Below are 24182 nucleotides of genomic sequence, written 5' to 3'. Positions count from 1 at the left end.
GTCTGCGATGAATCCGATGCCATTGCGCCAGCGCCTTGAAAACCTGCCCGTCGGCCAGAAACTGCTGGCCGCCCTGCTGGTACTGATGGTCACCGTCCTGCTGGTTGCCAACCTGACCTTTATCAGTGCCGCCTACTACATCTCCCAGGAAAGCATGGCGCCCCAGGCTCTGCAGACCATCGGCCGCCTGATATCCAACCCGAGCCTGGCCTCCGAAGCGCTGGCGTCACCGCAAAGCGCCGAGCGCCTGCTCAATGAACTCAACAGCTATTCGCCGTTGCGCGCGGCGGCCCTGTATGACGGAAAGGGTGAGCGATTGGCGCAATTGCAGCATGGCGACAACCTGGAACTGCCGAAGCGTTTCCGGCATATCGAAGACTGGCAGGCCACCGAGTTTCGTACCAACCAGGTCATCCCCCTGGCCCGCACCGGTGCGGCACCAGGGCACCTGTTGTTGGTGGCCACGAGCGAACTGCCAGTGGCGTTCTACACCGGGACCCTGACGGCCAGCCTGGGGATTCTGATCTTCAGCGTGCTGCTGTGGCTGATCATTGCCCGCCAGATCAAGCGCTTGATTACCCGGCCGATCCACCAACTCGAGGAATTGTCCCGGCAGGTAACCCGTGAAGAAAACTATGCACTGCGTGCTTCGCGCGGAAACCACGATGAAATCGGCAGCCTCGCCGAGGCGTTCAATACCATGCTTTCGCGGATCGAGGCCAGGGAGCAGCAACTCAAGCGGGCCAGGGACGACTCCCAGGCAGCCTACGACCAGGCCCAGGGTCTGGCAGAGGAAACCCGCCATACCAACCGCAAACTGGAGCTCGAAGTCCAGGTGCGCAGCAAGATCGAGAAAAAGCTCACCGGTTTCCAGAACTACCTCAACAGCATCATCGACTCCATGCCGTCGGCGCTGATCGCACTCGACGAACAGCTCTACGTGACGCAATGGAACCAGGAGGCCAGTGCCCTGTCCGGCACGCGTCTCGATGAAGCCCTGAACCAGCCTATCTTCCTCGCCTTCGAACCGCTCAAGCCGTTCTTGCCGCAACTCAAGGAAACGGTCGAGCAGCATACGGTGGCCAAGATCGAACGTGTCACCTGGCTCAAGGACGATGAGCCCCGCCACTACGCCCTGACTTTCTACCCGCTGATGGGCGGTGCCGGGCGTGGCGTGGTAATCCGGATCGATGACATCACCCAGCGCCTGTCCCTGGAAGAGATGATGGTGCAGTCGGAGAAAATGCTTTCGGTGGGTGGTCTGGCCGCCGGCATGGCCCATGAGATCAACAACCCGCTGGGCGCGATCCTGCACAACGTGCAAAACATTCGCCGACGCCTGTCACCCGATTTGCCGAAGAACCTCGAAGTGGCTGAACAGGCCGGCATCGAACTGACGACGGTCAACCAGTACCTGCAAGTTCGCGAGGTGCCACAGTTGCTCGACGGCATCCAGCAGGCAGGTGCCCGGGCGGCGAAAATCGTCACCCACATGCTCAGCTTCAGTCGTCGCAGCACCCGCCAGATGGCCCCCTGCGACCTGCCCGCCCTGATCGACCAGGCGGTGGAGATCGCCGGTAACGATTTTGACCTGGCGATCGGCTTCGACTTCAAGGGCCAGGCCATCATTCGTCAGTTCGATCCCGCGTTGGGACCGGTCCCCGGCACCGCCAACGAACTGGAGCAAGTGCTGCTCAACCTGTTGAAAAACGCTGCGCAAGCCATCCACCAGCGCGAAGATGACAGCGAGCCTGGACGGATCATTCTGCGCACCAGGCTCAATCCGCCATGGGCGGAAATTCAGGTCGAGGACAACGGCATCGGCATGAGCGAAAGCGTGCGCAAACGGACCTTCGAACCATTCTTCACCACCAAGGAAATCGGCCAGGGCACCGGGCTTGGCCTGTCGGTGTCGTACTTCATCGTCACCAATAACCACAAAGGGCAGATGGAAGTGCAATCGACGCTTGGCCAAGGCACCTGCTTCACCTTGCGCCTGCCCCTGGCGAGCACGCCGCCTGTCTCGCAACAACTCAATCTGCTATCGAGGTAACCATGGGCTTTCGTTTGTCGAAGATTTACACCCGCACTGGCGACAAAGGCGAGACCGGGCTGGGCGATGGTCGTCGCGTGCCCAAGGATCACCCGCGGATCGAGGCCATTGGCGAAGTCGATACGCTGAACAGTCAGGTGGGCGTGTTGCTGGCCGGGTTGGCAGCGCAAACGGGTCAGTTTCCGGACCTGAACGAAGTGATCGAGGTATTGGCCCCCTGCCAGCATCGGTTATTTGATCTGGGTGGCGAACTGGCGATGCCGGTGTATCAGGCGTTGAATGCAGCGGAAATCGAACGACTGGAAGCGGCGATTGATCTGTGGAATGAAGAGCTGGGGCCGCTGGAAAACTTCATCTTGCCCGGCGGCTCGACGCTGATTGCCCAGGCCCATGTCTGCCGCAGCCTGGCGCGCAGCGCAGAACGGCGATGTCAGCAGCTCAACGCGATTGAACCGTTGGCCGGAGTTGGCCTGGCGTACATCAATCGGTTGTCGGATTTGTTGTTTGTGGTGGCGCGGCTGATTGCCAAGCGTCAGGGAGTGGCGGAGATACTTTGGCAGCCTGCGGCGAAGCCTGAGGTTTAATCGGCGCCTGTCAGGCCCTCATCGCGAGCGAGCTCGCTCCCACAGTGGACTTGTGGCGTTCACAAAACCTGTGGGAGCGAGCTTGCTCGCGATGGCGTCGGAAGCTACAGCACAGAATCAAGCCTCAGGCCAAAACGCCCGAATCCCCGCCACCCCCTGCGCACCCGCAGCCCAGGCTTTCTCGACCTCCGACGGACCTACACCACCAAGCAGGAACACCGGCTTGCTGAAGCCCTCGATCAGGCTCGATGCCTGCTCCCAACCCAACGGCTCGGCACCAGGGTGAGTCAGGGTCGGTTGAACCGGCGACAGGGTCACGAAATCCACTCCCATCTGTTCGGCCAGCGCCAACTCTTCAGCGTTATGGCAAGACGCCGCCAGCCAGCGCGATGCCGGTAGCGGTCGGCCAGCCGCTGCGTATTTGCGCAGTTGCGCCGCGGTAATGTGCCAACCGGCGGACGGGAAGTCGCCCAGCCATTCGAACGGCCCCTTGATCATCAATTGCGCCTTGCCGGCACACAACCCCACAGCATCCACTGCCAGGTCGCGGTATTTCGGGTCGTAGCCGTTCGGTGCACGCAACTGGATCAGCTTGACGCCGCCGGCAATGGCCTTCTGAATACCACGCAGCAACGCGGGGGTTTCCAGGTCTTCCGGGGTGATCAAGTACTGCTCGGGTAACCGTGCGGCCGCGACGATCGGCCGGTTGGCTTCAGGGAACTCATAATCCGACAGGTCGCGGGGTGTCACCCAGGCCAGCGGCTGTCCCTCGGCACCGTGGGGCTCGCCGCTAAACGCCGAGACTTCCCAGACATCCAGCAACACCTGCTTGTCCGGGTAATCGTGCCGGACCTTGATCAGCGGGCGCGCCGCGCCGACCACGATGCCCAGTTCCTCATGGAGTTCGCGGGCCAGTGCGGTTTCGACCGACTCGTCGGCCTCGACCTTGCCCCCGGGAAACTCCCACAGGCCACCCTGGTGCTGGGTATCGGCACGGCGGGCGATAAGGATCTTGCCGTTGTTATCACGGATAACGGCGGCGGCTACATGAACTCGTTTCACCGCTCGATTTCCTCCAGTCCGGCCTTCTGCCAGGCCTGGAACGCTGGCCATTGGTAGAGGGTTTCAACATAGGCTTCATCAGCCACGGACAGTTTCACCCGATAGGTGCGCAGGCGCACGGCGATGGGTGCAAAGAACGCGTCGGCCAACGTGATGCGGCCAAACAAGTACGGACCGCTCTCGGTCGCAGCGACACGACACTCGGCCCACAACGCTGACATGCGCTCGATGTCCGCCTGGACATCGGCCGGGACCGGCGACAGCGCTGCGTCATGGCCCAGGTCGAACGGCATGTTGCCGCGCATGGCGAAAAAGCCACTGTGCATCTGCGCGCACGCCGAACGCGCCTGGGCACGGGCGGCAGTGTCTTTGGGCCACAGGTTCGCGTCGGGGAACTGTTCTGCCAGGTATTCAGCAATCGCCAGGGAGTCGGCGATGGTTCCGTGTTCGGTTTTCAGCAGCGGGACCTTGCCGGTCGGAGAATGCTTGAGCAGACGCTCGCGGGTGTCCGGCTGGTTCAGTTTGATCAGTTCTTCGGTGTAGGAGGCGCCAGCCAGATCGAGGGCCAGAGCCCCGCGCAGGGACCAGGAGGAATGCAGTTTGTCGCCGATGATCAGGTGCAGGCTCATGTTCGGGACCTTTGGGATGAGGGAGACAGGCCAGTCTAGCTAGCGACTGACAGATCGCCATCGCGAGCAGGCTCGCTCCCACAGTGGTTCGAGGTGTACACAAATCCAATGTGGGAGCGAGCCTGCTCGCGATAGGGGCGACTCGATCTTACGTACGGTACTCGGCGTTGATCTTCACGTACTCGTGGGACAGGTCGGTAGTCCAGATGGTTTCGCTGCAATCGCCACGACCCAACTCGATACGGATGGTGATTTCTTCCTGCTGCATCACCGCCGCGCCCTGGGCTTCGGTGTAGGTCGCCGCGCGCGCGCCACGGCTGGCGATGCACACGTCGCCGAGGAACACGTCGATCTTGCTCACGTCCAGGTTCGGTACCCCGGCACGGCCGACGGCGGCAAGGATGCGGCCCCAGTTCGGGTCGGAAGCGAAGAGCGCGGTCTTGATCAGCGGCGAGTGAGCCACGGTGTAACCGACGTCCAGGCATTCCTGGTGGTTGCCGCCACCATTGACTTCAACAGTGACGAATTTGGTCGCGCCTTCACCGTCGCGAACGATGGCCTGGGCTACGTCCATGCACACTTCGAACACCGCTTGCTTGAGCTTGGCAAACAGTTCGCCTTCGGCGAGGGTGATTTCCGGCAGCGCAGCCTGACCGGTGGCGATCAGCATGCAGCAGTCGTTGGTCGAGGTATCACCGTCGATGGTGATGCGGTTGAACGACTTGTTGGCGCCATCGAGCATCAGGTTTTGCAGCACGTCGCGGGAGACTTTGGCGTCGGTGGCGATGTAGCCGAGCATGGTCGCCATGTTCGGGCGAATCATGCCGGCGCCTTTGCTGATGCCGGTAACGGTGATGGTCACACCGTCGTGCTGGAACTGACGACTGGCGCCCTTTGGCAGGGTGTCAGTGGTCATGATGCCCGTGGCGGCAGCTTCCCAGTTGTGGATCGACAGGTCATCGAGGGCCGCTTGCAGCGCGCCTTCGATTTTCTCGACCGGCAGCGGCTCGCCGATCACACCGGTGGAATACGGCAGCACCTGGCTGGCATCGACACCGGTCAACTCGGCCAGTTTCGCGCAAGTGCGCTCGGCGGCGGCCAGGCCCGGTTCGCCCGTGCCAGCGTTGGCATTGCCGGTGTTGGTCAACAGGTAACGCACAGCGCCTTGTACGCGTTGCTTGGCCAGGATCACCGGTGCGGCGCAAAAGGCGTTCAGGGTGAACACGCCGGCAACCGTGGAGCCCTCAACACAGCGCATGACCACAACATCCTTGCGCCCCGGGCGCTTGATGCCAGCCGAGGCGATACCGAGTTCAAAACCGGCAACCGGGTGCAACGTTGGCAAAGGACCAAGACCAACAGCCATGAATGCGCTCCTTTATAAATGATGTCAGCACCGTTTCAGCAGAACGGTGGTTCGAATGGTAAAACGCCGCGACGGCAGAAGCCGGTCGCGGCGCGGGTATTTCAGCGATTGAAACGGGTTTTACTGAATCTGCCCGTGGCAATGCTTGAACTTCTTGCCCGAACCGCAGTAGCACAACTCGTTGCGACCCAGCTTCTGCTCGTTGCGAACCGGTGCAGCAGCGAGAGCAACGTCAATCTCTTCGCCCAACGCTTCCGGTTGCTCCAGGCCTGGAGCCTCTTCATGCAGGAACTGCATGCGAGCGGCCAATGCCTCGGCTTCCTGACGCAGGCGCTGCTCCTCTTCGATCGGGTCTTCGCGACGAACCTGAACGTGGGACAGCACACGGATCGAATCGCGCTTGATCGAATCCAGCAATTCGGAGAACAGGGTGAAGGACTCGCGCTTGTATTCCTGCTTCGGGTTCTTCTGGGCATAGCCACGCAAGTGGATACCGTGGCGCAGGTGATCCATGGTCGACAGGTGGTCTTTCCACAGGTCGTCCAGTACGCGCAGAACGATTTGCTTCTCGAAGGTGCGCAGCGCTTCGGCGCCCGCCTGGTCTTCTTTCTCGTTGTACGCCGCGATCAGTTCCTGCATCAGTTTCTCGCGCAGGGTTTCTTCGTACAGGTGGTCGTCTTCGTCGAGCCACTGCTGGATCGGCAGCGCCACACCGAAATCGCTCTGCAATGCGGCTTCCAGACCGGCCACGTCCCACTGCTCAGGCAGCGATTGTGGAGGAATGTGCGCGCTGACGGTGGCCTCGAGCACGTCCTGACGGAAGTCAGCGATGGTCTCACCGATGTTGTCGGCGGCCAGCAACGTGTTACGCATGTGATAGATCACTTTACGCTGTTCGTTGTTGACGTCGTCGAACTCGAGCAGTTGCTTGCGAATGTCGAAGTTGCGGCCTTCAACCTTGCGCTGGGCCTTTTCGATAGCGTTGGTCACCATGCGGTGCTCGATCGCTTCGCCAGGCTGCATGCCCAGGGCCTTCATGAAGTTCTTCACCCGGTCAGAGGCGAAGATGCGCATCAGGCTGTCTTCCAGCGACAGGTAGAAACGGCTGGAACCGGCGTCGCCCTGACGACCGGCACGACCACGCAACTGGTTGTCGATACGGCGCGATTCATGGCGCTCGGAGGCGATCACCTGCAAACCGCCCGATTCGAGCACTTGCTGGTGACGTTTCTGCCAGTCGGCCTTGATCTGGGCAATCTGCTCAGGGGTCGGGTTTTCCAGGGAAGCCACTTCCACTTCCCAGTTACCACCCAACAGGATGTCGGTACCACGACCGGCCATGTTGGTGGCGATGGTCAGCGCGCCCGGACGACCGGCCTGGGCAATGATCTCGGCTTCCTTTTCGTGGAACTTGGCGTTCAGGACCTTGTGTTCGATGCCTTCCTTCACGAGCAGGCTGGACATGTGCTCGGAGGTTTCGATGGTGGCGGTACCGACCAGGACCGGACGGCCCGCGGCCATGCTTTCCTTGATGTCGGCCACGATTGCCGCGTATTTCTCGTCGGCGGTCAGGAACACCAGGTCGTTGTAGTCCTTACGGGCCAGCGGCTTGTTCGGTGGAATCACCATGACCTGCAGGCCATAGATCTGGTGGAACTCGAACGCTTCGGTGTCGGCCGTACCGGTCATGCCGGACAGTTTGTTGTACAGACGGAAGTAGTTCTGGAAAGTGGTCGACGCCAGCGTCTGGCTTTCGGCCTGGATGTTCAGGTTTTCCTTGGCTTCGATGGCCTGGTGCAGGCCTTCGGACAAGCGGCGGCCCGGCATGGTACGGCCGGTGTGCTCGTCGACCAGTACGACCTGACCGTCCTGCACGATGTATTCGACGTTGCGATGGAACAGCTTGTGCGCGCGCAGGCCGGCGTAAACGTGAGTCAGCAGGCTCAGGTTGTGGGCCGAGTACAGGCTCTCGCCTTCAGCCAGCAGGCCGATGCGGGTCAGCGTTTCTTCGACGTACTGGTGACCGGCTTCGTTGAGTTCGACCTGACGGGTCTTCTCGTCGACGGTGAAGTGACCGGCCTGGGTCACTTCGCCTTCGACTTCTTCAACGTGCAGCTTGAGCTGCGGGATCAGCTTGTTGACCTCGATGTACAGCTTGGAGCTGTCTTCGGCCTGACCGGAGATGATCAGCGGGGTACGGGCTTCGTCGATGAGGATGGAGTCGACTTCGTCGATCACGGCAAAATTGAGTTCGCGCTGGAATTTTTCTTCCATGCTGAACGCCATGTTGTCGCGCAGGTAATCGAAACCGAATTCGTTGTTGGTGCCGTAGGTGATGTCGGCGGCGTAGGCAGCGCGCTTCTCTTCCGGCGGCTGGAACGGCGTGACAACGCCGACCGTCAGGCCGAGGAATTCATACAGCGGGCGCATCCAGTTGGCGTCACGGCGGGCCAGGTAGTCGTTCACCGTCACAACGTGCACGCCGTTGCCGGACAGCGCGTTGAGGTAAACGCCCAGTGTTGCCACCAGGGTCTTGCCTTCACCGGTACGCATTTCCGCGATCATGCCTTCATGCAAGGTCATGCCGCCGATCAGCTGGACATCGAAGTGGCGCATGCCCATGACACGCTTGCCGGCTTCGCGGGCGACCGCAAAGGCTTCTGGCAGCAGTTTGTCGAGGGATTCCCCTTTGGCGATGCGGGCCTTGAACTCGCTTGTCTTGGCACGCAATTGATCGTCCGAAAGGGCCACCATTTGCTCTTCGAAGGCATTGACGAGTTGCACCGTCTTGAGCATGCGTTTGACTTCACGCTCGTTCTTGCTTCCAAAAAGTTTCTTTAACAAAGGCGCAAACATATCGGCAGGATCTTCCACACTAAAGGGATGGAGGGCGGCCCCGTGAGTCGCCCGTGCAGCCCTCATGGCCGCATGCGAACGAGCATTCTACCCGGAAACGATGGAGAGGAAAGTGGCGATATTCCACGATGCTGGCACAGCGCTTTGACGGGGCTCACTTAAAATAAGGGCGTTTTGCTCAACTTCAAGCCGTTCAAGGCAGAAGTTAGTTGTTGATTTAATGGGTAAAGCGCCCACAAAAGCAATGGGCGGGTGCACTCGGTGCTTTCTGCTACCATGGCGCCTCTGTTACTTCAGGTGTCTGATCATGGCATTTCGCCCACTTACGGCCAAAGTACCTGCCGTTCTACTACGCGAAGCCAAGCCGCTGAAGGCCATTCTCGGCCACGCTCAACGCCTGGGTCATCTGCAACGTTTGCTCGAAAGCCAATTGCAACCCGCCGCTCGCGAGCATTGCCACGTGGCTTCCTGGCGCGAAGGCAGTTTGTTGCTGATTGTCACCGACGGTCATTGGGCAACCCGCCTGCGTTACCAGCAAAAGCGTTTGCAACGGCAATTGCAGATGTTTGACGAGTTCGCCAATCTGACCCGGATCCTGTTCAAAGTTCAACCGCCGACCGTTCAGCAAGGTGCGGCCGGGCATACCATGGATTTGTCCAACGACGCGGCAGCGACCATCCAGGCCACGGCCGATGGGATCAGCGACCCGAATTTGCGGGCAGCGCTGGAGCGACTGGCGGCGCACGCCAAAACCAGGACCTGACAACGGACTAATGTGGGAGCGGGCTTGCTCGCGAATGGGTTTACCAGTCAACATTTTCGTTGAATGAAACACCGCATTCGCGAGCAAGCCCGCTCCCACATTTACTGTGCCCACTCAGGATGGATTCAACGGCGTTTACTGCCGCCCAGTAATGACCCCATCAACCCGCGCACCAGCTGTCGCCCAAGCTGGTTGGCCGCCTGACGCATTGCTGATTTCAACGCCTGGCCGGCCGCCGTGCCGAGAAATTCCCCGGCCTGCTCGGTGAAACTCGGTTCTTCAGCTGTTGGTTTGCCCGGTACCGCTTCAGGCTCAGGCGCCAGGCCCTTGCGTCCCATCAGCACCTCATAGGCCGAGTCACGGTCAATCGGCTTGTCATAACGCCCCTGCAATGGCGAACCGGCAATCAACGCTGTGCGTTCTGCACCGGTCAAAGGCCCGATCCGCGATTGCGGCGGTGCCACCAGCACCCGCCGGACCATTTCCGGCGTGCCTTTTTCCTGCAGGGTGCCGACCAGCGCCTCCCCGATCCCGAGCTCGGTCAGCACCGACAACGCATCAAACGCTGGGTTCGGCCGGAAACCCTCGGCCACCGCGCGCAGGGACTTCTGTTCCTTGGCGGTGAACGCACGCAGACCGTGCTGGATGCGCAAGCCCAACTGCGCCAGCACATCATCCGGCAGGTCTCCCGGCGACTGGGTGACGAAATACACCCCTACGCCTTTCGAACGAATCAGCCTCACGACTTGCTCCAGACGATCACGCAATGCCTGGGGCGTACCGTTAAACAACAAGTGAGCCTCGTCGAAGAACAGCGCCAGCAACGGCTTGTCGGCATCGCCACGCTCCGGCAACTGTTCGAACAGCTCTGCCAGCAGCCACAGCAGGAACGTCGCGTAGACTTTCGGCGCTTCATGCACCAGACGACTGGCATCCAGCAAATGAATGCGACCGCGCCCGTCCGCCGAAGGCTGGAGGATGTCTTCGAGTTGCAGAGCCGGCTCGCCGAACAAGGCTTCGGCGCCCTGTTGCTCCAGGGTCGCCAGACGTCGCAGCAATGCCTGGCTGGAGCCGGTGGTCATCAATGCCGCATCGTCGCCCAGCAACTGGGGGTTGTCCCGCAGGTGATTGAGCAATGCCTTCAGGTCCTTGAGATCAAGCAACAACAGGCCTTCGCGGTCCGCCACCTTGAACGCGGCGTACAGCGCCGACTGCTGACTGTCAGTCAGCTCCAGCAGACTGCCCAGCAGCAGCGGCCCCATTTCACTCAAGGTTGTGCGTAAAGGATGACCGGACTGACCGTGTATGTCCCACAACGTCACCGGATAAGCCTGAGGCTTGTGGTTGAGCCAGGGCATCCCGGCAATCCGCTCGGCGATCTTGCCCTGGGGATTGCCGGCGGCGCCGAGGCCGCACAGGTCACCCTTGATGTCCGCGGCGAACACCGCCACGCCGGCATCGCTGAAAGCTTCGGCCATTCGTTGCAAAGTGACGGTCTTGCCGGTGCCGGTCGCGCCCGCGATCAATCCGTGGCGGTTCGCCAGGCGCATGGCCTGGGCAGTCGGCTGCCCTTCTGGATCGGCGCCGATAACGAGTTGCAATGAGTCAGGCATTTGGTCACCCATGATTAATCTTTGGTCCTACACGGCCGATAGAGATAACGACAAAGCAGTCAGACACGATCTGGTCGGAAATTTCCCTAAGGAGAGTCGGAAAATTCACTTGCTTTCAACCTTGCCCGTCGTGCGTCCCTTTATAAAAGCACGCGCTGGACATTAAGACCTTAGCGGAACCCCAAGCCATGAACAAAAATCTGCGTTTCAGCCATAAAATCCTGCTTGCTGCCGCCCTCATTGTGATTGCCGCCTTCGCCTCCTTTACGCTGTACAACGACTACTTGCAGCGCAACGCCATCCGCCAAGACCTGGAAAATTATCTGCAGGAAATGGGCGCAGTGACCGCCAACAATATCCAGACCTGGTTGAACGGGCGCAGCCTGCTGATTGAAAACCTGTCACAAACTGTTGCGCTCAACCCCGATGCCGACAACGTTTCCAGCCTGCTTGTACAAAAAGCCGTGACCTCGACCTTCATGGGCGCCTACCTCGGCAGCAAGGATGGTTCTTTCATCATTCGCCCGGACAGCAAGATGCCCGATGGCTACGACCCGCGTGCACGTCCCTGGTACAAGAGCGCGCAAGGCAGCAGCGGTTCGGCATTGACCGAGCCTTATATTGATCTGGCCTCCGGCCAACTGGTGATTTCCATTGTCGACAGCGTTATCAAGGACGGCCAGAACATCGGCGTGGTCGGTGGCGACCTGAGTTTGCAGGTGATCGCCGACAGCCTTGGCAAGCTGGATTTCGACGGCATGGGTTATGCGTTCCTGGTCAGCTCCGACGGCAAGATCCTGGTACATCCCGACAAAGCGCTGGCGATGAAGACGCTCAAGGATGTCTACCCGCAAGACACGCCGGCCATCAGCAGCGCCATGAGCGAAATCCTGGTCGACGGCAAAACCCGCATCGTGACCTTCACCCCGATCAAAGGCTTGTCATCGGTCAACTGGTACATCGGTCTGTCGGTCGATAAGGAAAAAGCCTACTCGATGCTCAGCGAATTCCGCACCTCGGCTGTGGTTGCGACCATCATCGCCGTGGCCATCATCATCGCCCTGCTCGGCATGCTGATTCGCATCCTGACCCAGCCGTTGCACGTCATGACCCGCGCCATGGCCGACATCGCCGACGGCGAAGGCGACCTGACCAAGCGCCTGACCATCCAGAACAATGACGAATTCGGCACTCTGGGCACCGCGTTCAACCGTTTCGTCGAGCGCATTCACGGCTCGATCCGCGAAGTGTCTTCGGCCACCGGGCAAGTCAACGAAGTGGCATTGCGCGTAGTGGCCGCTTCCAATTCGTCGATGTTCAACTCCGACCAGCAAGCCTCGCGCACCAGCAGCGTCGCGGCCGCAATCAACCAGCTCGGCGCCGCCGCCCAGGAAATTGCCCGTAACGCCGCTCAGGCTTCGAGCCAGGCCAGCGATGCCCGCAGCCTGGCCGAAGACGGCCAGCAAGTGGTGGACCGCAGTATCGTGGCGATGAATCAATTGTCGAGCATGCTCAGTGCGTCGAGTTCCAACATCGAATCGCTGAACAGTAAAACGGTGAACATCGGGCAGATTCTCGAAGTGATCACCAGCATTTCCCAGCAAACCAACTTGCTGGCGCTCAACGCCGCCATTGAAGCCGCACGCGCCGGTGAAGCCGGTCGTGGATTTGCCGTGGTGGCGGACGAAGTGCGCAACCTGGCACATCGCACGCAGGAATCGGCGCAACAGGTGCAAACCATGATCGAGGAGCTGCAGGTTGGCGCCCGGGAATCGGTCAGCACCATGAGCGACAGTCAGCGCCACAGCCAGGACAGCGTGGAAATCGCCAACCTTGCGGGTGAGCGCCTGAACAGCGTGACGCTGCGTATCGGTGAAATCGACGGCATGAACCAGTCGGTGGCCACCGCGACCGAAGAACAGACCGCCGTAGTGGAGTCGATCAACGTCGACATCACCGAAATCAACACGCTGAACCAGGAAGGTGTGGAAAACCTGCAATCGACATTGCGCGCGTGCTCGGACCTTGAGCAGCAGGCGGCGCGGTTGAAGCAGTTGGTAGGTAGCTTCAGGATCTAAGGCAACCTCACCGGCCTCATCGCGAGCAAGCTCGCTCCCACAGTAGATCTATAGTGCGACAAAGATTCCTGTGGGAGCGAGCCTGCTCGCGATAGCGGCCTGCCAAACGATACATCCCCCCGCCGACATCCCTCCCGCACAACCCCAACCGAACATCTATCCTTCATATAGGTCAACCAAAGGAGTAACAGGACCGGAGGATCGTTCATCGTGCATATCGCGGACATCACCATGTTCTACGCCCCTGCCAGCGGAGGCGTGCGCACTTATCTGGATGCCAAGCACCGTCGCCTGGGCATCAAGCCAGGCATTCGCCACAGTTTGCTGATCCCCGGATCGTCCTTTGGAGAGCAGGATGGCATCTTCACAGTTCCCGCCCCTGCTCTGCCCTTCGGCAAGGGCTATCGCTTTCCTCTGCGTCTGGCGCCCTGGCGCAATGTCCTGCAAGACTTGCAACCCGACCTGATCGAAGTCGGCGACCCCTACCTCACCGCTTGGGCGGCGCTGGATGCGCGGCGCCAACTCGATGTGCCGATCATCGGTTTTTATCACTCGGACCTGCCCCTGCTGGTCAGCAACCGCATGGGCAACTGGGTGACCAACAACGTCGAGGCCTATGTCAGCAAGCTCTACGGCAACTTCGACCGGGTCCTGGCGCCCAGCCGGGTCATGGCCGACAAACTCACCGGGCTTGGGGTCAGGAATGTCTTCGTGCAGCCGCTCGGCGTTGACCTGCAAACCTTCAATCCCGATGCCAGAGACCCCGGGCTGCGGGCCGAACTGGGTCTGGACGAAAACACCCACCTCTTGATCTTTGCCGGGCGCGGTTCCAAGGAAAAAAACCTGCCGGTGCTGCTCGACTGCATGAAACGCCTGGGCCGACGCTATCACCTGCTGCTGGTTGGGTCGTCGATGCCCACGGCCGTGCCCTCCAACGTGACGGTGATCGACGAGTTCTGCCCGGCGGCGCAGGTGGCCCGCCTGATGGCCAGCGCCGACGCCTTGCTCCACGCTGGCGATCAGGAAACCTTCGGCCTAGTGATACTCGAAGCCATGGCCAGCGGTATTCCGGTGGTAGCCGTGGCGGCCGGGGCTTTCGAAGAAATCGTCACCGAGGACTGCGGCCTGCTCTGTGCGCCGAACAATCCCGCCGCGATGGCCACCGCTGTTCGAGAACTGTTCGGCTCGGGCAGCGTGGCGCTGGGCCAACAGGCGCGATTACATGTCGAACGACATTATGCCTGGGACACGGTGGTCACCAGTTTGCTGCGCCACTACCACGCCGTGCTCGGCAGCCAATGGCCGCTGACAGCCAATGGTTGAGCCCATGAACAGTCCCGCTTTACTGCTGGTACTGCACGACGTGGCGCCGCCCACCTGGGCCGATTACCAGCCGTTCGTCAAAGCCGTCGACGCTTTGGGTGGCGTACCGATCACCTGGCTGGTGGTGCCGGATTTGCACAAACACAACAACCTGGACGCCCATCCGCAGTTTTGCCGCCAGCTCAGTGCCAGGGTCGCCCGGGGCGACGAACTGGCACTGCATGGCTATTTCCATTACGACGACGGGCCGATGACCATCAATCCCAGCGACTGGTTCATGCGTCGGGTCTACACCCACGAAGGCGAGTTTTATCGTTTGTCGCAGGAAGACGCCCTCGCCCGCCTGCGTTCGGGCATCGAGATGTTCCACCGCCATGACTGGCCGCTGGAAGGGTTCGTCGCCCCGGCCTGGCTGATGAGCCAAGGCACTCGCCAGGCATTGCGCCAATTGCCGCTGAGTTACACCAGCGACTCGCAACATTTATACCGGCTACCGGATTTCACCGCGCTCGAGGCGCCGGGGCTGGTCTGGAGTGCGCGCAGTGCCTGGCGCCGGGGTGTGTCGAAGCTCGTCAGCGACCGGCGTGAACAGCGCTGGCAGCACGCTCCGGTGATTCGCCTGGGCCTGCACCCGGTGGACATGCGCCATGAGTTCTCGCGCCGATACTGGCTAAAAACTCTTGAGCGCCAGCTCGACAACGGACGGGTGCCAATGACCAAGGCCCACTGGCTGGCGATGCAAAACGGCCGACTGGGCCGTGCCGCATGAGTCGCGCACTGCTGTTGCTCGTCGGTCTGCTCGCGGCAGTGCTGATTCCATTACTGTTGGGTGGCAGTGAAATCTGGTCTCGGCTGACCGCCTTTCCGCTGCCGTGGTTGCTGATCATGTTCGGCATGATCCTGTTGTGCTGGGGGGTGAACACTCTGCGTTTGCGCCTATTGCTGGGGGATCAATGCGACAAGGTCGGCCGGCTCAGGAGCCTCGCCATGGTGATGGCCGCCGAATTCGCCTACTGCTCCACGCCCGGCGGCAGTGGCGGGCCTCTGACGATCATGGCTTTGCTGGCGCGTCATGGCGTGCGTCCGGCCAGGGGCAGTGCGGTGTTTGCCATGGATCAACTGAGCGACTTGCTGTTTTTCCTCTGTGCCCTGAGCGGGATTCTGATTTATGCCCTGTTCCAGCACCTCAGCCAGCGCATGGAATGGATGCTGATGGTCAGCGCCGTTTCGCTGTTCGGCGGCCTGGTCAGTTGCGTCATGGTGGCGCGCTATCACCGATTATTGATTCGCCTGAGTGGTCGTTGGCTCGCACGACTCAATGTCAAAGCGACCACTCGAATGCGCTGGGCGCGCAAACTCCTGCAGTTTCTGGCGGCGTTTACCGACACGTTGAAGTTGCCCGTGCAGACCTTGATCAAGGTATTCGCCCTGACCTGTGTGCATTGGGGCCTGCGCTACAGCGTGCTGTACCTGGCGTTGCGCGGGCTCGGCGCGGATTTGCAGTGGGCCTGGAGTTTTCTGATCCAGATGCTGGCACTGAGCGCCGGGCAATTCAGCCTGCTGCCGGGCGGAGCCGGGGCGGCTGAGCTGACGTCCGCTGCGCTGCTGGCGCCCATGGTCGGGAAGTCCACGGCAGCCGCGGCGATCCTGATTTGGCGGGCGGTAACCTATTACTTCTACTTACTGGTCGGTGGGCCGGTGTTTCTGCTGATGCTGGGTCGGCCGCTGCTGAAGAAGTTGATGAAACTCAGGCAGGCTTAGGTTTGTCCTCGGGCTCCTGCTGCAACTGTTCCCACAACTGCGCGGCGTCGGGAAACTCCGTACCGGTTTCAGGCCCCATGTCATCCGGGTCGTAGCGGCTCAGGCAACCCTCGCCCAGCGTGGCGGGAGCCTTGGAAGTGGCTTTGTCCAGTGGATCGGCCATGGTCATGTCCTCGGTGCAAAAACGGCGAAGGGCCTGAAGCGATTGAACGCCCAGGCCCTTCGAATTTCAACTGTGACGTACGTCTGTCAGAAGACGACGGTCTTGTTGCCGTGCACCAGCACGCGGTCTTCCAGGTGATAACGCAAGCCACGGGCCAACACCATTTTCTCGACATCGCGGCCGAAACGCACCATGTCTTCGATGCTGTCGCTGTGGTTGACGCGCACCACGTCCTGCTCGATGATCGGGCCGGCATCCAGCTCTTCGGTCACATAGTGGCAAGTCGCGCCAATCAGCTTCACGCCGCGCAGGGAGGCTTGGTGGTACGGCTTGGCACCGACGAACGACGGCAGGAAGCTGTGGTGAATGTTGATGACCTTGTGCGCATACTCGCTGCACAACTCAGGCGGCAGGATCTGCATGTAGCGGGCAAGTACCACCACTTCGGCATCGTGTTGCTTGACCAGGCGCGAAACCTCGGTGAAGGCTGGCTGCTTGTCCTGCGGATTGACCGGGACGTGGTAGTACGGAATACCGTGCCACTCCACCATGCTGCGCAAGTCATCATGGTTGGAAATCACACAGGAAATTTCACAGTCCAGTTCATCGCTGTGCCAGCGGTGCAGCAAGTCGGCCAGGCAGTGCGACTCGCGGCTGGCCATCAGGACCACGCGCTTCTTTTGCTCGGTATCGGTGATGCGCCAGTCCATCGAGAACTCTTCGGCGATCGGGGCAAAGGCTTCACGAAACGCTTCTATACCAAATGGCAGGGAGTCGGCACGGATTTCGTGACGCATGAAGAACCAGCCACTGAGATTGTCCGAGTGATGGCTCGCTTCAGTGATCCAGCCGTTGTGTGATGCCAGAAAGTTACTGACTTTGGCAACGATGCCAACACGGTCCGGGCAAGAAATCACCAGACGAAAAGTGCGCATGAGGGGGGAACTCCAGAACTTCGCAAAGGCCGCCATTCTAGCGATTGCGCAACAAAACTGCAGTATTGTTGACGTTTCGCCCTGCCGGAAGGTCAGTGCGGCAGGGCGGACACCAGCAGTGCCTGCTTGCACAGATGCTCTTGCGGTGCCGGCCAATTGTTAATTTATGTATATCTGACAGACCGGGACCACACTAATAATCGCACTACCAATGCGCGCCAGAACCCCGGCAATTAAATTGAATAAACTTGCCTTAAATGTTTACTTGATGAAACACCGTGACTATTATTGCCGCACTGTCACCTGCCATCCAGCGCACAACATAAGGTAGTCCACATGTCCTTGATCAACGAATATCGCGCCACCGAAGAAGCTATCAAAGAGCTGCAAGCCCGTTTGAAGAACCTGTCCCAAGACGACAAACTGCAAACCGAGCTGGAATTCGAAGGCAAACTGCGCACCCTGATGGGTGAATACTCCAAGTCCCTGCGTGACATCATCGCGCTGCTGGATCCAGAATCCAAAACCAAGGCACCACGCGGCGGTGCAGTGAAAACTACCGGCACCAAGCGTGCTCGCAAAGTTAAACAATACAAAAACCCGCACAACGGTGAAGTCATCGAAACCAAAGGTGGCAACCACAAGACTCTGAAAGAGTGGAAAGCCAAGTGGGGCGGTGACGTGGTGGAAGGCTGGGCTACCCTGCTGGGCTAAGCCTCAGAGCTTGTCGCAGATGGATCCGTGACAAAAAATAACGCCAGCAAATGCTGGCGTTATTTATGCTCGGCGTTTAAGCCCTGGCATGTTCGATTTCAAAGACTCAAACGCTGGCGCAGTCCCTGGACATAATCCTGCCACTCACCGAGCACCCCCTGCTGAAACGCAGTAGCACTAACGCTCAATTGGGCCGCGGCTTCTACAAAACTTTCAAGGGTATTTGGCGCACCCCATTCAGGGTCTGACAAACGTTTCTGACAGAATATTCGCCAGCGCTCTTGCTCTTCGGAATTCAACGTGTCGGGAAAGTTGCGTGCGCGATATCGAAACAGCAATTCAGGCAAACGTTCGTCATCGAAAGGCCACTGCTCTTGTGCCAATTGCATCGGGTCAACGGTCCTGACTTGTTCACACAATCGTCGATCCCGATCACCGATAAATCCATCGTATAACTGTTGCTCCGGATCCTGGCTCTGGGAAAAGTCTTCGCGGGCATAAATCGCCAGGATTTTATCCAGCCAAACTTTCCGGGCGTCATTGAGCTGCGACACCCTCTGCTGATACAGCGCCATATCCAGCCCCAGACGCTGCTGATCTTCCTGGCGAAGTACTGACAACGGTGCCACCACCGGGCACTTGTTGATGTGAATCAGCTTCAACGGCACCGGCAACTCGCCTTCGGCCAGTTCGTCGCGGCGGGTATACAAGCGCTGGCGCAAACTTTCGGCATCCAGGTCGAGCAGGCCCTGGGGATCCAGGTGCAGATCACAGACAATCAGGGCGTTCTTGTTGCTCGGGTGCCAGGCCAGCGGCAACACCACCCCCACATAGTTGCGAGCGGCCGAAAAACGTCCGGAAACATGCACCAGCGGTTGCAGCAGGCGTATCTGGTCCATGACTTTTTGCTTGCTGCGCAGTTGAAATAACCAGTCGTACAGCTTTGGCTGTTTTTCCCGTATCAGGCGCGCCAGGGCGATCGTCGCGCGAACGTCCGACAGTGCTTCGTGGGCATTGCCATGATCGATGCCATTGGCAGCGGTCAGGCGTTCGAGCTTGAGCGTGACCCGCTCCTCGTCATCGGTCGGCCAGACCAGGCCATCGGGACGCAAGGCATAGGCGGCGCGCACCACATCGATCAGGTCCCAGCGGCTATTGCCGCCCTGCCACTCCCGCGCATAGGGGTCGAAAAAGTTTCGGTACAGGCTGTAGCGGGTCATCTCGTCATCGAAACGCAAGGTGTTATACCCCGCACCACAGGTACCGGGCGCCGCGAGTTGGGCATGCACCCGGGTCATGAAATCGGCTTCGCTCAAGCCGTGCTCTTGCAGTTGCCCGGGGGTGATTCCCGTGATCGCGCAGGCGGCAGGATGCGGCAGGATGTCGTCACTGGGCTGGCAGTAAAGATTGACCGGCTCGTCGATTTCATTGAGATCGAAGTCGGTGCGCAGGCCGGCCATTTGCAACGGACGGTCACTACGGGGATTGATGCCAGTGGTTTCGTAGTCGTACCAGAAAATGGAGGTCACGGGCGATTCCTGAACTGAAGATCGGCAAAGTCTAGGCGTTCACCGCCCGCCCCGGCCAGTAGTCTTGTCATTCAAGCACCTTGCGCGACTCACCATGCAATGCATAGTTATGTCGTTTCCCCCGGCCCCCGCCCCTCGAATAGGCTGCTAGCATCGAATGGATACACAATCCCGAATAAGGCCACATCATCAGGTTGCCCATGCTCGAGACCACAGCACAGCCACGGAATGCGCCGCTGTCACCGCCGCTGGATACGCGGTATCAGGTTGAAACGCCGGAGGGCGTCGACCTGCCACTGCGCCCGGCCGGGTTGATGGTCCGTGCGCTGGCATTCTCCATTGATCTTGGTTTGCGCGGCCTGGTCCTGGGCGTGCTGTTCATTGTGCTGGCGATGCTCGGCAAACTCGGAGCCGGGCTCGGCTCGATCCTGCTGTTCGTGGTGAGCTGGTGGTACATGGTGCTGTTCGAGGTGCTGAATCACGGTCGCTCGCCGGGCAAGCAATGGATGGGCCTGCAGGTGGTGCACGACGATGGCACCCCGGTCGGCTGGTCGGCGTCGCTGTTGCGCAACCTGCTGCGCGTTGTCGACCTGCTGCCGTTCGGTTACTTCCTCGGGGCCATCAGTTGCCTGCAACATCCCCACTTCAAGCGCCTCGGCGATATCGCCGCCGGGACCCTGGTGATCTACCGCGAACGACCGCACACCCGCCCCCAGCTCCCCGAAGCCCGGCCCCGCCGCCCGGCCTTTGTCCTGACACTCACCGAGCAACGGGCCATCCTCGGGTTTGCCGAGCGCCAGGGTGAACTCTCCGAAGCGCGGGTCAATGAACTGGCTTCGATTCTCGCCCACCCCTTGCAAGTCGAACCCCCGCAGGCAGTGACCGAGCTCAACGGCATCGCCCGCGGGTTGTTGGGGCCGACATGAAGCAAAGCCTTTTTGAAAGCCGGCACAAGGCCGAATGGGATCATTTCGCCCATCTGCTCGAGCAGTTGGAGCGGGACGGCAAGGCTACCGACGCCGGCAGTTTCCCGAAGGACTACCGACGCCTCTGCCAACACCTGGCACTGGCACGGGAGCGTGGCTACAGCAGTTTTCTGATCGACTCCTTGCAGCAACAGGTGCTGCGCGGACACCAACAGCTTTACCGTCATCGCAGCCATTTGGGGGCCAATGTGCTGGCGTTCATCCTGGCCGACTTTCCGCGACTGGTGCGCGAACAGTGGCGTTTTGTCCTCGCCGCCAGCCTGATGTTTTTTGGCAGCCTGGCCGGTTTCGCGCTGCTGGTGTACCTGTACCCGGCGCTGGTCTACAACCTGATCCCCGCCGAGCAGGTCAGCGAAATGCAAAGCATGTACGACCCCGTTGCCGGTCACCTCGGGCGCACAGCGGAACGAGCCGCCAGTGAGGACTGGGCGATGTTCGGCTACTACATCATGCACAACATCGGCATTGCCTTTCAGACCTTCGCCAGTGGTTTGCTGTTCGGTCTGGGCAGCGTGTTTTTCCTGATTTTCAACGGCCTGATGATCGGTGCGGTGGCCGGGCACCTGACCTACGTCGGCTACGGGCAAACCTTTTGGTCATTCGTGATCGGCCATGGCGCTTTCGAACTCAGCGCCATCGCCCTGGCCGGTGCCGCCGGTCTGAAGCTGGGCTGGGCCTTGGTCGCCCCGGGGCGCCTGCCACGGGCCGAGGCCTTGCGATTGGCTGCGCGCAAGAGCGTGCTGCTGATCTGCGGGGTCATGCTGTTTCTGTTGATCGCGGCGTTTATCGAAGCCTATTGGTCGTCAATGACCGGCCCTTCGCACCAGACCAAATATCTGGTCGGCGCGGCGCTCTGGCTGTTGGTGGTGGTTTATCTCGTGTTTGCCGGACGTCAGCGCCATGCGCCTGAGTGACGCCACGGTGGTGATTCGCCCCCGCTCGACCTGGGAAGCCATGGACCTGGGGGTGCTGCTGAGCCAACGCCACCGACGCCTGTTGATGACCAGTTGGGCCTTGGTCACCTTGCCGGTTTTCGCGCTGCTCAGTTGGGGGCTCTGGGATTCGCCCGATCTCGCCGTGTTCATTTTCTGGTGGCTGAAGCCGGCGTTCGAACGCCTTCCCCTATACATCCTGTCCAAAGCCATGTTCGGTGAAACGCCCACGCTCAAACAGGCCCTGCGCCAATGGCCACGTCTGCTCAAGCCGCAATTGCTGGCCAGCCTGACCTGGCGACGCCTGAGTTTGCCCCGCAGTTTCGTGATGCCGGTGGTGCAACTCGAAGGACTGGGCGGGCAGCAACGGCAACAACGCCTACAGGTGCTGTTGCAGCGAGACGCCGGCTCCGCACGCTGGTTGACGATCATCGGCGCGCACCTGGAAGGCGCATTGTGGGTCGGCTTGATGGTGTTGTTCTACCTGCTGCTGCCACAACAGGTCGCGCTCGACTGGAGCTGGCAGTCGCTGATCTCGGCGGCCACCCAGGACTGGCGTTGGCTGGAACACCTGACTAATGCCTTTTATGCACTGGTGCTGGTGGCCTGGGAACCGATCTATGTCGCCTGCGGTTTCAGTCTGTACCTGAACCGGCGCACCGTGCTGGAGGCCTGGGATATCGAACTGGTGTTTCGCCGGATGCGCCAACGCCTGGTCAGTGCAGGCGCTGTCCTGTTGATGGCCGTGATTATGCTGATGCCAACCACCCACAACGCATGGGCCACAGAACCGGCCCTCTCACCCGACAGCCCGCGCCTGCTGGGCCAGCCCCTGACCAGTCAGGCCTCCAGGGACAGCATCAAGGCGATCCTCGAACAGGCGCCCTTCAAGAACCGGGAATCGGTCACGCGCTACCGCTTTGGCGAAGAGCAACCGAATGCTGAAGCTTTGGACGACGGCAAGACACCACAATGGTTGAAGGCGCTGTTGAAGCTGCTCGAGGGGCAACGCTTCGGGGCATTGGCGACACTGATCGAAATCGTACTGTGGGGCATCGTCATTGGCGCCGTCGGCCTGTTGATCTGGCGCTATCGCGACTGGCTGCAGGCGTTCGTCAGCCGACGACCGCCCCTCAATGTCAAAGCCACGCGACCGTTACCGCAGCAGGCGTTCGGCCTGGACCTCAAGCCCGAATCCCTGCCCGCCGACATCGCCGCCCACGCCGAAAGCCTCTGGCAAGCCCACCCACGCGAAGCGCTTGGCTTGCTCTATCGCGCTCTGCTCAGCCGCCTGCTGCACGACTTCAATATCGTGCTCAAGGCCGCCGACACCGAAGGTCAGGTGCTTCGGCGTGTCGAGCTACTGCAGCAGCCGGCCTTGCTGGCCTACAGCCAAAACCTTACCGGGCACTGGCAAAACATGGCCTACGGGCATCGCCTGCCGCCCGCTCAAGTGCAACAGGAACTGTGTAACGGCTGGCGTGTTCTGTTCGGTCCGGAGGCTGTCCGTTGAGTCGGCGCCGGGGTTCGATAGCCGGTGCGTTGATGGCCGTGTTGCTGGCTGCGTTGAGTGTTTATCTGTACCTCAAGGCGACGCCCTACCAGACCGAAATCGATCACGGCCCCTCCCCCGAAGCCAATGCCAACCCTTATCTGGCGGCCGAGTTGTTCCTGCGCAAGCAAGGCCTGAAGGTCGGCCACGCCAATGGCCTCGATATCCTGCCCAGCCTCGACCCGCATCAACACAGCCTGCTGTTGCTCGGGGAACGCTACAACATGACCCCACGGCAGATCGACCAGGTGATGAACTGGACCCGGGCCGGCGGGCGGCTTCTGTTCGTCGCCGAGTCGCTGTGGGATGAAAAACTCGGCCATAGCAATGACCTGCTGCTCGACCGGGTGCAACTGCACCAGTCCTTGAGCAAAGACCTCAAGGACCCACAGCCGGATGTCGGTGACGATCCGTACCCGCAACTGACCAAGCTCTATCTGGAAGACGAAGACGCCCCGGCCTATGTCGGTTTCGATACCGCGTTCCATCTCGAAGACCCGAAAAACCTCGCCCTGGCCTGGGCCAACAGCGCCAGGGCCACGCACATGATGCAACTCAACCACGGGCTCGGTTCGATCATCGTGGTCACCGATGCCGACCTGTGGAAAACCCCGGCCATCGACCGGTACGACAACGCCTGGCTGCTCTGGTACCTGACCGCCGACACCCGCGTGACGCTGATCTTCAACACCGATCACGACAGCCTGCTGACGTTGCTGCTGCGTTACTTCCCCCAGGCGCTGGTCGCGTTGTTCGCCTTGATCGGCCTGGGTTTCTGGCACTTTGGCGTGCGCCAGGGACCGCTGCTGGAAGCGGCTCCGAAAGCACGCCGGCAATTGCAGGAGCACCTGCGCGCCAGTGCCGACTTCCTGTTGCGCCGCAACGGTCAGGCCGGCCTGCTGCAAGCCTTGCAGCAAGACATCCTGCGGCGTGTACGGCGTCGTCACCCCGGTTTTGAACAGCTCGGCGTTGCCGAACAATGGCTGGTGCTCGCGCGCCTGACCGGCCAACCCACACGCGCCATCAGCCAGGCCATGAGCCCGCGGCCGAAACAACGGCTTTCCAGCGTTGAATTCAGCCGCCAGGTCGCCCACCTGCAAACCTTGAGGAACGCCTTATGATCTGGCACCTGACAAGTGTTGGATTCCCATTGGATTAGAAGACAGCCCCTTACGAGCTGTTCGAGGCTACCTCCGGCAGTTGCGGGTGCGAGCCACATTTGAGTCGACCTCTCATCGTCCGCATTGGGTTGAATCCATAGTCGAAAGCGGACGTTCCCAGGC

20 protein-coding genes and 1 pseudogene are annotated in these 24182 nt (G+C 60.5%); 13 read left to right on the top strand and 8 right to left on the bottom strand.

Features of this window, described 5'->3' with window-relative positions; genetic code table 11:
- The first annotated feature begins 16 nt into the window (after positions 1–16).
- Together AC1RP7_RS10300 and AC1RP7_RS10295 are read left to right on the top strand one after the other, a co-directional pair.
- Positions 17–2053, top strand: coding sequence for a sensor histidine kinase (locus AC1RP7_RS10300; protein WP_218494504.1), 2037 nt, complete (start codon positions 17–19; stop codon positions 2051–2053).
- A 2-nt stretch (positions 2054–2055) separates the two neighbouring features.
- Complete coding sequence (locus AC1RP7_RS10295) at positions 2056–2637, top strand: cob(I)yrinic acid a,c-diamide adenosyltransferase (protein WP_057713510.1); 582 nt, start codon at positions 2056–2058, stop codon at positions 2635–2637.
- Positions 2638–2754: 117 nt separating this feature from the next.
- On the opposite strand, the gene AC1RP7_RS10290 is transcribed toward AC1RP7_RS10295, so the two are convergent.
- The 4 genes from AC1RP7_RS10290 to secA all read right to left on the bottom strand — a co-directional run bounded on the left by AC1RP7_RS10290 (position 2755) and on the right by secA (position 8550).
- Complete coding sequence (locus tag AC1RP7_RS10290; protein ID WP_492624068.1) at positions 2755–3699, bottom strand: Nudix family hydrolase; 945 nt, start codon at positions 3697–3699, stop codon at positions 2755–2757.
- A complete protein-coding gene (locus AC1RP7_RS10285; RefSeq protein WP_493181204.1) occupies positions 3696–4328 on the bottom strand; it encodes a glutathione S-transferase family protein in 633 nt (210 codons plus the stop codon). Before AC1RP7_RS10285 ends, AC1RP7_RS10290 begins: the two co-directional genes overlap by 4 nt.
- A 148-nt stretch (positions 4329–4476) precedes the next feature.
- Entirely contained in the window at positions 4477–5694 is a 1218-nt protein-coding gene (argJ, locus tag AC1RP7_RS10280; RefSeq protein WP_493181206.1) for a bifunctional glutamate N-acetyltransferase/amino-acid acetyltransferase ArgJ, read from the bottom strand.
- 120 nt (positions 5695–5814) lie between these two features.
- Positions 5815–8550: a preprotein translocase subunit SecA gene (gene secA / locus AC1RP7_RS10275; RefSeq protein WP_057713507.1), complete on the bottom strand. Its 2736-nt coding sequence runs from the start codon at positions 8548–8550 to the stop codon at positions 5815–5817.
- A 307-nt stretch (positions 8551–8857) separates the two neighbouring features.
- Here secA and AC1RP7_RS10270 point away from each other — a divergent pair, with 307 nt between their 5' ends.
- Complete coding sequence (locus AC1RP7_RS10270; RefSeq protein ID WP_090457454.1) at positions 8858–9313, top strand: DUF721 domain-containing protein; 456 nt, start codon at positions 8858–8860, stop codon at positions 9311–9313.
- Positions 9314–9438: 125 nt separating this feature from the next.
- Here AC1RP7_RS10270 and AC1RP7_RS10265 read toward each other — a convergent pair whose 3' ends face one another.
- On the bottom strand, positions 9439–10926 hold the full coding sequence (locus tag AC1RP7_RS10265) for a helicase HerA-like domain-containing protein (RefSeq protein WP_493181208.1): 1488 nt from the start codon (positions 10924–10926) through the stop codon (positions 9439–9441).
- A 188-nt stretch (positions 10927–11114) separates the two neighbouring features.
- On the opposite strand from AC1RP7_RS10265, the pseudogene AC1RP7_RS10260 reads away from it, so the two are divergent.
- The 5 genes and pseudogenes from AC1RP7_RS10260 to gpgF form a co-directional block, all read left to right on the top strand.
- Positions 11115–12146: pseudogene (locus tag AC1RP7_RS10260) on the top strand (HAMP domain-containing protein); the annotation flags it as partial.
- Positions 12147–12239: 93 nt separating this feature from the next.
- The gene (locus tag AC1RP7_RS10255; protein WP_412072454.1) at positions 12240–13004 is read left to right on the top strand and encodes a methyl-accepting chemotaxis protein; all 765 of its coding nucleotides are present in this window, start codon (positions 12240–12242) and stop codon (positions 13002–13004) included.
- A gap of 210 nt (positions 13005–13214) precedes the next feature.
- Positions 13215–14327, top strand: a complete 1113-nt coding sequence (gpgS, locus tag AC1RP7_RS10250) for an N-acetylglucosaminyl phosphatidylglycerol synthase (RefSeq protein ID WP_057713504.1) — start codon at positions 13215–13217, stop codon at positions 14325–14327.
- The gene (gene gpgD / locus AC1RP7_RS10245) at positions 14320–15096 is read left to right on the top strand and encodes an N-acetylglucosaminyl phosphatidylglycerol deacetylase (RefSeq protein WP_349735220.1); all 777 of its coding nucleotides are present in this window, start codon (positions 14320–14322) and stop codon (positions 15094–15096) included. Before gpgS ends, gpgD begins: the two co-directional genes overlap by 8 nt.
- Positions 15093–16088 carry a glucosaminyl phosphatidylglycerol flippase gene (gene gpgF / locus AC1RP7_RS10240; protein ID WP_493181209.1) on the top strand — a complete coding sequence of 332 codons (996 nt, stop codon included), beginning with the start codon at positions 15093–15095 and terminating at the stop codon, positions 16086–16088. The genes gpgD and gpgF overlap by 4 nt, the downstream gene beginning before the upstream one ends.
- On the opposite strand, the gene AC1RP7_RS10235 is transcribed toward gpgF, so the two are convergent.
- Together AC1RP7_RS10235 and purU are read right to left on the bottom strand one after the other, a co-directional pair.
- Positions 16075–16251, bottom strand: coding sequence for a hypothetical protein (locus AC1RP7_RS10235; RefSeq protein ID WP_173677941.1), 177 nt, complete (start codon positions 16249–16251; stop codon positions 16075–16077). The genes gpgF and AC1RP7_RS10235 overlap by 14 nt on opposite strands.
- 86 nt (positions 16252–16337) lie before the next feature.
- Positions 16338–17186, bottom strand: a complete 849-nt coding sequence (purU, locus tag AC1RP7_RS10230) for a formyltetrahydrofolate deformylase (RefSeq protein WP_057713501.1) — start codon at positions 17184–17186, stop codon at positions 16338–16340.
- A gap of 336 nt (positions 17187–17522) precedes the next feature.
- Here purU and mvaT point away from each other — a divergent pair, with 336 nt between their 5' ends.
- Positions 17523–17900, top strand: coding sequence for a histone-like nucleoid-structuring protein MvaT (gene mvaT, locus AC1RP7_RS10225; protein ID WP_007933316.1), 378 nt, complete (start codon positions 17523–17525; stop codon positions 17898–17900).
- Positions 17901–17998: 98 nt separating this feature from the next.
- Here the strand turns inward: mvaT and sbcB are convergent, their stop codons facing one another.
- Positions 17999–19429 carry an exodeoxyribonuclease I gene (sbcB, locus tag AC1RP7_RS10220; protein WP_493181211.1) on the bottom strand — a complete coding sequence of 477 codons (1431 nt, stop codon included), beginning with the start codon at positions 19427–19429 and terminating at the stop codon, positions 17999–18001.
- A gap of 200 nt (positions 19430–19629) precedes the next feature.
- Between sbcB and AC1RP7_RS10215 the strand changes: the two genes are divergently transcribed.
- Genes AC1RP7_RS10215 through AC1RP7_RS10200 form a run of 4 tightly spaced genes read left to right on the top strand, consistent with a single transcriptional unit; the run spans position 19630 to position 24020 of the window.
- The gene (locus AC1RP7_RS10215; RefSeq protein WP_090457461.1) at positions 19630–20355 is read left to right on the top strand and encodes an RDD family protein; all 726 of its coding nucleotides are present in this window, start codon (positions 19630–19632) and stop codon (positions 20353–20355) included.
- Positions 20352–21329, top strand: a complete 978-nt coding sequence (locus AC1RP7_RS10210) for a stage II sporulation protein M (protein ID WP_493181212.1) — start codon at positions 20352–20354, stop codon at positions 21327–21329. Before AC1RP7_RS10215 ends, AC1RP7_RS10210 begins: the two co-directional genes overlap by 4 nt.
- A complete protein-coding gene (locus tag AC1RP7_RS10205) occupies positions 21316–22860 on the top strand; it encodes a DUF4129 domain-containing protein (RefSeq protein ID WP_493181213.1) in 1545 nt (514 codons plus the stop codon). Before AC1RP7_RS10210 ends, AC1RP7_RS10205 begins: the two co-directional genes overlap by 14 nt.
- A 32-nt stretch (positions 22861–22892) precedes the next feature.
- On the top strand, positions 22893–24020 hold the full coding sequence (locus AC1RP7_RS10200; protein WP_493181325.1) for a DUF4350 domain-containing protein: 1128 nt from the start codon (positions 22893–22895) through the stop codon (positions 24018–24020).
- Positions 24021–24182 lie beyond the last annotated feature (162 nt).

It is taken from the genome of Pseudomonas sp. GW822-FHT01E03 (assembly GCF_058802985.1).
Note: the sequence above shows the minus strand (reverse complement) of the source record. Positions and strands in the feature narration are given on the sequence as shown.

Excerpts from the sequence above, each read along its gene's own strand:
- AC1RP7_RS10300 (WP_218494504.1), top strand. The coding sequence starts at position 17 with ATGCCATTGCGCCAGCGCCTTGAAAACCTGCCCGTCGGCCAGAAACTG.
- AC1RP7_RS10295 (WP_057713510.1), top strand. The coding sequence starts at position 2,056 with ATGGGCTTTCGTTTGTCGAAGATTTACACCCGCACTGGCGACAAAGGC.
- AC1RP7_RS10285 (WP_493181204.1), bottom strand. The coding sequence starts at position 4,328 with ATGAGCCTGCACCTGATCATCGGCGACAAACTGCATTCCTCCTGGTCC.
- argJ (WP_493181206.1), bottom strand. The coding sequence starts at position 5,694 with ATGGCTGTTGGTCTTGGTCCTTTGCCAACGTTGCACCCGGTTGCCGGT.
- secA (WP_057713507.1), bottom strand. The coding sequence starts at position 8,550 with ATGTTTGCGCCTTTGTTAAAGAAACTTTTTGGAAGCAAGAACGAGCGT.
- AC1RP7_RS10270 (WP_090457454.1), top strand. The coding sequence starts at position 8,858 with ATGGCATTTCGCCCACTTACGGCCAAAGTACCTGCCGTTCTACTACGC.
- AC1RP7_RS10265 (WP_493181208.1), bottom strand. The coding sequence starts at position 10,926 with ATGCCTGACTCATTGCAACTCGTTATCGGCGCCGATCCAGAAGGGCAG.
- AC1RP7_RS10255 (WP_412072454.1), top strand. The coding sequence starts at position 12,240 with ATGTTCAACTCCGACCAGCAAGCCTCGCGCACCAGCAGCGTCGCGGCC.
- gpgD (WP_349735220.1), top strand. The coding sequence starts at position 14,320 with ATGGTTGAGCCCATGAACAGTCCCGCTTTACTGCTGGTACTGCACGAC.
- gpgF (WP_493181209.1), top strand. The coding sequence starts at position 15,093 with ATGAGTCGCGCACTGCTGTTGCTCGTCGGTCTGCTCGCGGCAGTGCTG.
- AC1RP7_RS10235 (WP_173677941.1), bottom strand. The coding sequence starts at position 16,251 with ATGGCCGATCCACTGGACAAAGCCACTTCCAAGGCTCCCGCCACGCTG.
- purU (WP_057713501.1), bottom strand. The coding sequence starts at position 17,186 with ATGCGCACTTTTCGTCTGGTGATTTCTTGCCCGGACCGTGTTGGCATC.
- mvaT (WP_007933316.1), top strand. The coding sequence starts at position 17,523 with ATGTCCTTGATCAACGAATATCGCGCCACCGAAGAAGCTATCAAAGAG.
- AC1RP7_RS10215 (WP_090457461.1), top strand. The coding sequence starts at position 19,630 with ATGCTCGAGACCACAGCACAGCCACGGAATGCGCCGCTGTCACCGCCG.
- AC1RP7_RS10210 (WP_493181212.1), top strand. The coding sequence starts at position 20,352 with ATGAAGCAAAGCCTTTTTGAAAGCCGGCACAAGGCCGAATGGGATCAT.
- AC1RP7_RS10205 (WP_493181213.1), top strand. The coding sequence starts at position 21,316 with ATGCGCCTGAGTGACGCCACGGTGGTGATTCGCCCCCGCTCGACCTGG.
- AC1RP7_RS10200 (WP_493181325.1), top strand. The coding sequence starts at position 22,893 with ATGGCCGTGTTGCTGGCTGCGTTGAGTGTTTATCTGTACCTCAAGGCG.